We start from the raw sequence: 8777 nt of genomic DNA, 5'->3' as shown, positions 1-8777 counted from the left end.
GGGCCCGAGGGACCGGCGGGGGCCTGGGCCTGCTGGTGCTGCGCGCCGGCGCGGGAGGAGGAGCGCGCGGGTCCTCGCTGGTCGCCCCGGCCGCGGGCCCACTGGGCGAGCTGGTTGACCCGGTGCACGACGTACTCCTGGTCCAGGATGCCGACGAAGCCGGCCAGCTGGACGGCGACCTCGCGCTGCACGCTGCCCGTCTTGATCTTGGCGACGACGGGGGCGGCCTCGTCGAGCGCGGCGGCGCGGCCCGCCGGGGTCTCCAGGTCGTAGCGGCCGACGATCTGGCGGAGGGCGAACTCGAAGAGCGGGGTGCGGGGTTCGACCAGGTCGCGGACGGCCTCGTCGCCCTTGGCCAGCCGCAGATCGCACGGGTCCATGTTGTCCGGGGCGATCGCGATGTAGGTCTCAGCGGCGAATTTCTGGTCGTCCTCGAAGGCGCGCAGGGCGGCCTTCTGGCCTGCCGCGTCACCGTCGAAGGTGAAGATCACCCGGGCGCTGCCGTTGTCCATCAGGAGCCGGCGCAGGATCTTGATGTGGTCGCCGCCGAACGCCGTGCCGCAGGTGGCGATGGCGGTGGTGATCCCGGCGAGGTGGCAGGCCATCACGTCGGTGTAGCCCTCGACGACGACGGCTCGGCTGGCCTTCGCGATGTCCTTCTTGGCCAGGTCGATGCCGTAGAGCACCTGGGACTTCTTGTAGATCGCGGTCTCGGGGGTGTTGAGGTACTTCGGGCCGTTGTCGTCGTCGCGCAGTTTGCGGGCGCCGAAGCCGACGATGTCGCCCGCGGTGTCGCTGATCGGCCACATCAGCCGGCCGCGGAAGCGGTCGATGGGGCCGCGCCTGCCGTCCTGGGAGATGCCGGAGGCGATCAGCTCCTTGTCGCTGAAGCCCTTGCCGCGCAGATAGCGGGTGAGGTGGTCCCAGCCGGCCGGGCTGTAGCCGACGCCGAAGTGGGCGGCGGCGGCCTGGTCGAAGCCGCGCTCGGCGAGGAACTTGCGGCCGATCTCGGCCTCGGGGCCGTCCAGCTGTTCGACGTAGAACTGGGCGGCCGCCTTGTGCGCCTCGACCAGCCTGATCCGCTCACCGCGCTGGTGGGAGGGGTTGTACCCGCCCTCCTCGTACCGCAGGGTGATGCCGGCCTTGGCGGCGAGCCGCTCGACCACCTCGGAGAACTGGAGGTGGTCGATCTTCATCACGAAGGCGATCGTGTCGCCGCCCTCCTGGCACCCGAAGCAGTGGAAGAGACCCTTGCTCGGACTGACCTGGAAGGAGGGGGACTTCTCGTCATGGAAGGGGCACAGGCCCTTGAGGTTTCCACCGCCCGCGTTGCGCAGCTGGAGGTACTCGGAAACGACGGCGTCGATCGGGACCGCGTCCCGGACCGCCTTCACGTCGTCGTCATTGATCCTGCCTGCCACGGGTGAAGTCTACGGGTGGGCGGTGACAGCCATGGTGCGGGCGGGGTGTGATGCGGGCCGCCGGCGGTGTCCGGGTCCGCCCGTGCCGGGGCCTGCCGGGCTCCGGCACGGGGCGGTCCGGATCGCTCAGATCAGTGACTCCAGCGGCACCGACGGATCGGCCAGCGCGTCCGGGTCGACCGGCTGACCTGCCTTGATCAGCTCCTGGACGGTGTCGGTGACGTCCCACACGTTCACGTTCATCCCGGCGAGCACACGGCCGTCCTTCAGCCAGAAGGCGATGAACTCGCGCTTGCCCGCGTCGCCGCGGATCACCACCTGGTCGTAGCTGCCGGGCGGTGCCCAGCCCGAGTACTCCAGACCGAGGTCGTACTGGTCGGAGAAGAAGTACGGCACCCGGTCGTAGGAGACGTCCTGGCCGAGCATGGCGCGGGCCGCCGCCGGGCCGCCGTTCAGCGCGTTGGCCCAGTGCTCCACGCGCAGCCGGGTGCCGAGCCCCGGATGGGCCACGCTGGCCACGTCACCGGCGGCGTAGATGTGCGGGTCGCTGGTGCGCAGGGAGGCGTCCACGGCGATGCCGCCGCCCTGGGCGCGGGGGGCGATGTCGAGGCCGGCCGCCTCGGCGAGGGCGGAGCGCGGGGCGGCCCCGATCGCGGCGAGGACGTCGTGGGCGGGGTGCTCCTCGCCGTCGTCGGTGCGGACCGCGAGCACCATGCCGTCCTGGCCGACGATCTCGGTGAGCCGGCCGCCGAAGTGGAAGCGGACGCCGTGGTCGCTGTGCAGATCGGTGAAGATCTGGCCGAGCTCGGGGCCGATGACCCGGTGCAGCGGGGTCGCCTCCGATTCGACGACGGTGACCTCGGCGCCGTATCCGCGGGCCGCCGCCGCGACCTCCAGGCCGATCCAGCCGGCTCCGGCGATCACCAGATGGCCGTTGTCGCGGCCGAGCGCGGCCAGTACGTTGCGCAGCCGGTCGGAGTGGGCGAGGCGGCGCAGATGGTGGACGCCCGCCAGGTCGGTGCCGGGGATGTCGAGGCGGCGCGGCTCGGCGCCGGTGGCCAGGAGCAGCTTGTCGTAGTGGATGACGGTGCCGTCGCCGAGCTCCACGGAACGGGCGTCGCGGTTCAGCACGGTGACGGGCTGGCCCAGGTGGAGCTCGATGTCGGCCCCCGCGTACCAGGCCGTCTCGTGGACGAAGACGCTGTCGCGTTCCTCCTTGCCGGCCAGGTACCCCTTGGAGAGCGGTGGGCGTTCGTACGGATGGTCGCGCTCATCGCCGATCAGGATGACCCGGCCGCTGAAACCCGCCGAGCGGAGCGTCTCCGCCGCCTTCGCTCCGGCCAGTCCTCCGCCGACAATGACGAACGTCCGATGTGCGTCGACCACTTGATGCCTCCTCGGTGCTTGCTGCGCGGCGCCAACTGCGAGCGTCCCGCACGCAGCGTGATGGCGAAAGAGGGTGTGAGCCGATCAGGTCACACCCAGTGGTCATGGGCCGGTCCGCGGACCGGTGCCGCACCACGGGGAACAGGGTGGCAGGTACGTGGCCGGGCCACGCGATACGGGCACCCCGGGCACGTGGCCGGGGCCACGCGGTACGGGCACCCAGCACACCATCTGTCACATGGCCGGACGTCTCCGCCGCGCCCCCATTGCCGCGGGACACGCCACGGCGGGACGCATCCGGGGTGGCCACCGGTGCGGGCAGGGCCGGTCTTCGCCGGCGCCGGAACGGCGCGGAAGGGGTCCGGTGCGGGGTCATCGGCCGGGCACGGTGAGCGAGTGGTGCAGGGTGCGGGCCGACGCGTCGGTCAGGGCGGCGATCTGGTCGACCAGGACGCGCTTGCGGGACCGGTCGTCGGGCGCGGACTCGTACAGCGCCCGCAGCTGCGGCTCCAGCCCCTCCGGCGCGCGGGCGGTCAGCGCCGCGGCCAGTTCGGCGATGACGATCCGCTGGTCGGCGCGGATCGCCTCCTGTTCGGCGCGCTGCATGACGTAGCGGTCGGCGACCGCCTTGAGCACCGCGCATTCGTTGCGCGCCTCGCGGGGTACGACGAGCTCGGCACCGTACCTGCCGAGCCGGCCGGTGCCGTACGCCCGGCGGGTGCCGCTCTCGGCGGCGAGGCAGAACCGGCCGATCAGCTGGCTCGTGGCGTCCTTCAGCCGGGCCTGGGCGACGGCCGAGCCGTCGTAGCCGTGCGGCCACCAGTCCTGGCCGATGAGCCGGTCCAGCGCCTCGGACAGCTCCTGCGGGTCGGTGTCCGCCGGGACGTACCGCCCGATGGCGACCTGCCAGATGTCCTGCCGCTCCGGCTCGGCGTCCAGGCAGTTGGGGTCGATGTGCCCGGCGTGCAGCCCGTCCTCGAAGTCGTGGACGGAGTACGCCACGTCGTCGGACCAGTCCATCACCTGGGCCTCGAAGCACTTGCGGTCCTGCGGGGCGCCCTTGCGGAACCAGTCGAAGACCGGCAGGTCGTCCTCGTAGACCCCGAACTTCGGCGAGCCGGGGTCGGTGGGGTGTGCGCCCCGGGGCCAGGGGTACTTGGTGGCGGCGTCGAGCGCGGCGCGGGTCAGGTTGAGCCCGACGCTGACCAGCTCGCCGGTACGGGGGTCGGGGACGAAGCGCTTCGGTTCGAGCCGGGTCAGCAGGCGCAGCGACTGCGCGTTCCCCTCGAAGCCGCCGCAGTCGGAGGCGAAGTCGTTGAGCGCCTGCTCGCCGTTGTGGCCGAAGGGCGGGTGGCCCATGTCGTGGGAGAGGCAGGCCGTCTCGACGAGGTCGGGATCGCAGCCGAGTGCGGCGCCGAGCTCGCGGCCGACCTGGGCGCATTCCAGGGAGTGGGTGAGCCGGGTCCGGGGGCTGGCGTCCCAGGCGTAGCTGCGGGTGCCGGGGGTGACCACCTGGGTCTTCCCGGCGAGCCGGCGCAGCGCGGCGGAGTGGAGCACTCGGGCGCGGTCGCGCTGGAAAGCCGTACGGCCGGGCCGTTTGTCCGCTTCGGTGTCCCAGCGTTCGGCGTCGGCGGCGCCGTAGGGTGCCGTGTCCGGTTCCTGCGTGCCGTGCGTGTGGTGCGTGCCGTCCATGGGGTCGACATTAATCGGCCGGGCTGACATGAGGGCTCAGGCGGACGCCAGGAAATGTGTGTTCATAGGAGTTTCGCGTGCCGGGACACCGGCCGTCCGTGCCTGGTCGTAGCGGTGCGGCAGCAGCCGGGCCGTCGCCGGGTGGGCGCCGAGCGGGGCTGCGGCGATCCACGGTGCGGCCTGGGCGGCGGCCGAGGCGAAGCGTCCCGGGGCGGTGGGGCCAGGGGGCTCGTGCGGCCCTGCGCGGGCTGGTACCGGCTGCGGTGCATGGGCCGTCGCGTTCCGTTCAGGGAGACGAGGCAGAGCTGGGTGCCGAGCTGCGCGGTGATACGGGTCAGCAGTTGCGCCGTGCTGTCGAGGGGTGGGGACTCCTGAGGGTGTTCCGGTGCCGGCTCCGTCATGAACCGATGGTGCCGGGCTCGGGTTGCCGCGTCGTTGCGTGCCGGTCACGGGTGTCTACCGCAGCGTCACCGCACGGCCCGGGGCTCTGTCGGACGGCGGCCCCGGTCCGGGCCGGTGCCGCCGAGCAGCCGCTCGATGACGTGGGCGACGCCGTCCTCCTCGTTGCTGGCGGTGTGCACCGGTACGGCGGCCGGCACGGCCCGGGTGGGCGTGGGCCATGGCGTAGCCGGTGCCGGCCCGGTCGAGGACGGTGAGGCCGTTGGTCATGTCGCCGAAGGCGATGGCCTCGGCGGCGCGCAGGGTGCGGGGCGAGAGCGTGCCGTCGTCGCGCGGCAGGGTGCCGTCGAGATCTGAGGCGATCAGCCGTGGGAGCAGCATCGGCCGATACTGCCGACGGCCGCCCCGGAGAACCCTTTGGTCGGTCCTGTCGTCAAGACATGAGGGGACAGTTCGGTACGGCACAGGACAGACAGGAACGAGGGCGTTCTCATGCGGCTGAAGCGACGGGGTGCGGGGACGGGCCGGGGCCGGCTGAGGAGAACGGCCGCCCGGCTGCGGCCCCGGCTGCCGCGGACCCGCCGGGCGCGGCGCCGGGCCGTGCAGGGCGTGATGGTCGCCTGTGTGCTGGGCCTGGCACCCGCCACCTGGATGCACTCGGTCGCCGACGCCCGGGTCAGGACGACGGCGGACGCGCCCGTGCGGGAGGTCGCCGTGGTGTTCGGGGCGGGGCTGTGGGACGGGAAGCCGTCCCCGTATCTCGCGAACCGGCTGCGGGCCGCGGCCGAGCTGTACCGGGACAAGAAGGTCAAGGTCGTGCTGGTGACCGGTGACAACAGCCGGGTGGAGTACGACGAGCCGGACGCGATGCGCACGTTCCTGGTCGGGCACGGGGTGCCGGACAGCAGGATCGTCAGCGACTTCGCCGGCTTCGACACCTGGGACTCGTGCGTCCGGGCCAAGAAGATCTTCGGGGTGGACCGGGCCGTGCTGGTGACCCAGGGCTTCCATGTCCGGCGGGCGATCGCGCTCTGCCGGGCGGCGGGGATCGACGCGTACGGCGTCGGGGTCGATGCCGTGCACGACGCGACCTGGTACTACGGCGGGACGCGGGAGATCGCCGCGGCGGGGAAGGCGGCCCTGGACGCGCTGTTCAAGCCCGACCCGCACTTCCTGGGCCCCCGGGAGCCGGGAGTGGAAACGGCGCTCGCGGCGGACGACCGGTGATCACGCCTCATCGCGGCGGCCGGGCCCTCGGCTCCCTCCCGAGGTGACCGGTGCGGTCTCCGCCGACACCCAGCCGAGGTAGCCGGCGCTGCCCCGTACCACCGGGATCGCGATGATCTCCGGGGTGTCGTAGTCGTGCGCCTCCTGGAGATGGGCCTCCAGTTCGTCGTACCGCTCGGCCGTCGTCTTCAGGAGCAGCTGCCACTCCTCGGTGGTCTCGATGGCGTTCTGCCACCGGTAGACCGAGATGACGGGAGCGGAGATCTGTACGCAGGCGGCGAGCCGCGCCTCCACCACGCCCTGCGCCAGCAGCCGGGCCTTCTCCTCACTGTCCGTCGTGGTCAGAACGGTCAGCCATGCGGGCGAAGTCACCTTCGGTCTCCTCGGAGTCGGCAGCGGTCCTCCCCCGATTGTCGGGTGCGGGGCCCGCTGCCGCCCGGTCAGCCGCCGTACGGCCGCACCTCCTTCGCGTCCCGCAGCGCCCGGCCCCACCACACCAGCTGGTCGAGCAGCGACTTCGCGGCGGCGTCGGGACCGGCCGGGTCCCGGTGCCTGCCCTCGTCGTCGAACAGTGCGCCGGCGTTGTGGAAGGAGACGGTGTCGCGGATCGAGACGGCGTGCAGTTCGGCGAAGACCTGCCGCAGGTGCTCGACCGCGCGCAGCCCGCCGGAGACACCTCCGTAGGAGACGAAGGCGACGGGTTTGGCCTGCCATTCGGTGAAGTGCCAGTCGATGAGGTTCTTGAGCGGGGCCGGGTAGGAGTGGTTGTACTCGGGGGTGACGACGACGAAGGCGTCGGCGGCCGCCAACCGGCCCGCGACCTCGGCCAGTCGGTCCCGCAGCTCGGGTCCGGGGCGGTACGAGTGCACGGTCGGGAGGTCGAGTCCGGCGACATCGACCAGGTCGGTCACGACGGCGGGGTGACCGTCGGTACGGGAGAGGAACCAGTCGGCGACGACGGGGGCGAAGCGGCCCTCGCGGTTGCTGGCGAGAATGACCGCGACCTTCAAGGGGGCGTCGCCGGAGGCGGTGGCGGCAGTGGTGGCAACTGCGGCTGCGGCCGTGGATTCAGCTGTGGTGAGGTCCATGGGAAGAGGCTCACGCCTCAACCATGGTTGAGGTCAAGCGCCTGCGACCGCCCCCTCCGCCGGGCGTGTCGGCATACGGTGGAACGCATGACGACTCCAGCAGCCGCACCGGTCCCGTACGCCGAGTTCGACGGACATCCGGCCACCGAGGACGATCTGCGGACCGCCGCCTTCTTCAACTACGGCCATTTCACCGCGATGCAGGTCAGGGAGGGCCGGGTACGCGGGCTCCGGCTGCACCTGGACCGGCTGGACGGCGCGAACCGGGCGCTCTTCGAACTCCCGCTGGACGGCGGACGGGTGCGCGAGCTGATCCGGCACGCCCTGCGGGGCGCGGGGGTCGTGGACGGCTCGGTGCGGGTGCACGGGTTCCTGCCGCCGGGCGCCACCGCGACGACCGTCATGGTGACGGTGCGCGGACCGGCGAGGATGCCCACCGGACCGAAGAGCATGATGTCCGTCCCGTACGCCCGTACCGTGCCGCACCTCAAGCGCCCCGGCGATTTCGGCCAGACGTACTACGGGAACCTCGCCTCCCGAGCGGGCTTCGACGATGCGGTGCTGACCCTGCCGGACGGCTCGGTGACCGAGGGGTCGTTCACCAACATCGGTTTCTGGGACGGCGATTCGGTCGTCTGGCCGCAGGCTCCCGCGCTGCTCGGTATCACCATGGCCCTGCTGGAGCAGGAGTTCCCCGGCATGGGGGTCCGGTCGCGGCACAGTCCGGTGACGCTGGACGGGCTGGGGGCCTACCGGTCGGCCTTCGTCACCAACTCGCAGGGCATGGCGCCGGTCCGGCGGATCGATGACACCGCGTTCACGGTGGACGAGGAGCTGATGAGACGGCTGGAAGCGGCCTACGAGAGGGCGCCCTGGGACACCGTCTGAGACCTCCGCCCCCGACCGGGCCGCGGGACGCCCTCGGCGCACGGCCGGTCAGGGGCGGGACCCCGAGAGGGGACCATGGGCGCATGGAGATCCCCACCGAAGGCCCGCAGTCGCGCATGCAGATCCATATCGAGGGCTCACGCCTGCCCGGCCGTGCCTGCGGGCCGGGCGGCGCCTTCGCCGGCTACGAGAACATCCACGTGGGCGTGCAGCGCAAGGACCGGCCCGGCGAACTCCTCGGGCTGCTCCCCGGGGACGCCCCGTCAGCCTCCTGGACCCTGGACTGCACCGCCATTGCTCCCGCCTCCGCCTCCGCGGACGGTGTCGAAATCAGCGGGCCGTACGTACAGGACAGGCTCGGGGGGCGCTTCGTCTACCTGTCGTGGGGGACAGTCGACGAGAACGGGCTCTTCTCGATGTTCCGGCGGGCCAAGCTGATGTTCGCCGACATCGGGGCGGACACCCTCGAAGCGGCCGCACGCTCCGGGCACCTCACCGCACGGCTGCCGCTCTCCGACGCCAAGGGCCAGCCGCTCTGCGCCCGGGTCCGGCCGCCGGTCATCGAGTGGTCCGCCACCGCCCCGGCATGAGCGCGCTCCCCTGACACACCCCTGCGGACAGGGAGCCGCCCTCATCGGGCCCAGGGGGGGTGGGTCCGATGAGGGCGGCTCCCTGT

The 8777-nt window shown here is 72.2% G+C and carries 9 protein-coding genes and 1 pseudogene; 3 read left to right on the top strand and 7 right to left on the bottom strand.

Translation table 11 applies throughout. From position 1 onward, the window contains the following. The 5 genes and pseudogenes from dnaG to J1C73_RS12020 all read right to left on the bottom strand — a co-directional run. The coding region (dnaG, locus tag J1C73_RS12035; RefSeq protein WP_207316358.1) for a DNA primase at positions 1-1421 on the bottom strand (1421 nt) is incomplete at its 3' end. Between the two features lie 126 nt (positions 1422-1547). Continuing rightward, positions 1548-2807, bottom strand: coding sequence for an NAD(P)/FAD-dependent oxidoreductase (locus J1C73_RS12030; RefSeq protein ID WP_207316357.1), 1260 nt, complete (start codon positions 2805-2807; stop codon positions 1548-1550). A gap of 372 nt (positions 2808-3179) precedes the next feature. Beyond that, positions 3180-4499, bottom strand: coding sequence for a deoxyguanosinetriphosphate triphosphohydrolase (locus tag J1C73_RS12025; protein ID WP_207316356.1), 1320 nt, complete (start codon positions 4497-4499; stop codon positions 3180-3182). Positions 4500-4535: 36 nt separating this feature from the next. Then, positions 4536-4715 (bottom strand): annotated as a pseudogene (locus tag J1C73_RS34740) (sirohydrochlorin chelatase); the annotation flags it as partial. A gap of 240 nt (positions 4716-4955) precedes the next feature. Further along, complete coding sequence (locus J1C73_RS12020; RefSeq protein ID WP_242644047.1) at positions 4956-5279, bottom strand: HAD hydrolase family protein; 324 nt, start codon at positions 5277-5279, stop codon at positions 4956-4958. Positions 5280-5390: 111 nt separating this feature from the next. Here J1C73_RS12020 and J1C73_RS12015 point away from each other — a divergent pair, with 111 nt between their 5' ends. Further along, positions 5391-6125, top strand: coding sequence for a SanA/YdcF family protein (locus J1C73_RS12015; RefSeq protein WP_207316355.1), 735 nt, complete (start codon positions 5391-5393; stop codon positions 6123-6125). Here the strand turns inward: J1C73_RS12015 and cutA are convergent, their stop codons facing one another. Next, positions 6126-6497, bottom strand: a complete 372-nt coding sequence (cutA, locus tag J1C73_RS12010; RefSeq protein ID WP_207316354.1) for a divalent-cation tolerance protein CutA — start codon at positions 6495-6497, stop codon at positions 6126-6128. Positions 6498-6565: 68 nt separating this feature from the next. Then, complete coding sequence (locus J1C73_RS12005; RefSeq protein WP_207316353.1) at positions 6566-7213, bottom strand: NADPH-dependent FMN reductase; 648 nt, start codon at positions 7211-7213, stop codon at positions 6566-6568. Between the two features lie 87 nt (positions 7214-7300). Between J1C73_RS12005 and J1C73_RS12000 the strand changes: the two genes are divergently transcribed. After that, entirely contained in the window at positions 7301-8101 is an 801-nt protein-coding gene (locus J1C73_RS12000) for an aminotransferase class IV family protein (protein WP_207316352.1), read from the top strand. 116 nt (positions 8102-8217) lie between these two features. Beyond that, entirely contained in the window at positions 8218-8691 is a 474-nt protein-coding gene (locus J1C73_RS11995; RefSeq protein ID WP_207316359.1) for a DUF5990 family protein, read from the top strand. Positions 8692-8777 lie beyond the last annotated feature (86 nt).

The sequence above is a fragment of the Streptomyces laculatispora genome (assembly GCF_017353455.1).
GTDB classification, from domain to species: Bacteria; Actinomycetota; Actinomycetes; order Streptomycetales; family Streptomycetaceae; genus Streptomyces; species Streptomyces laculatispora.
This window is presented reverse-complemented; position numbering and strand designations above follow the sequence as displayed.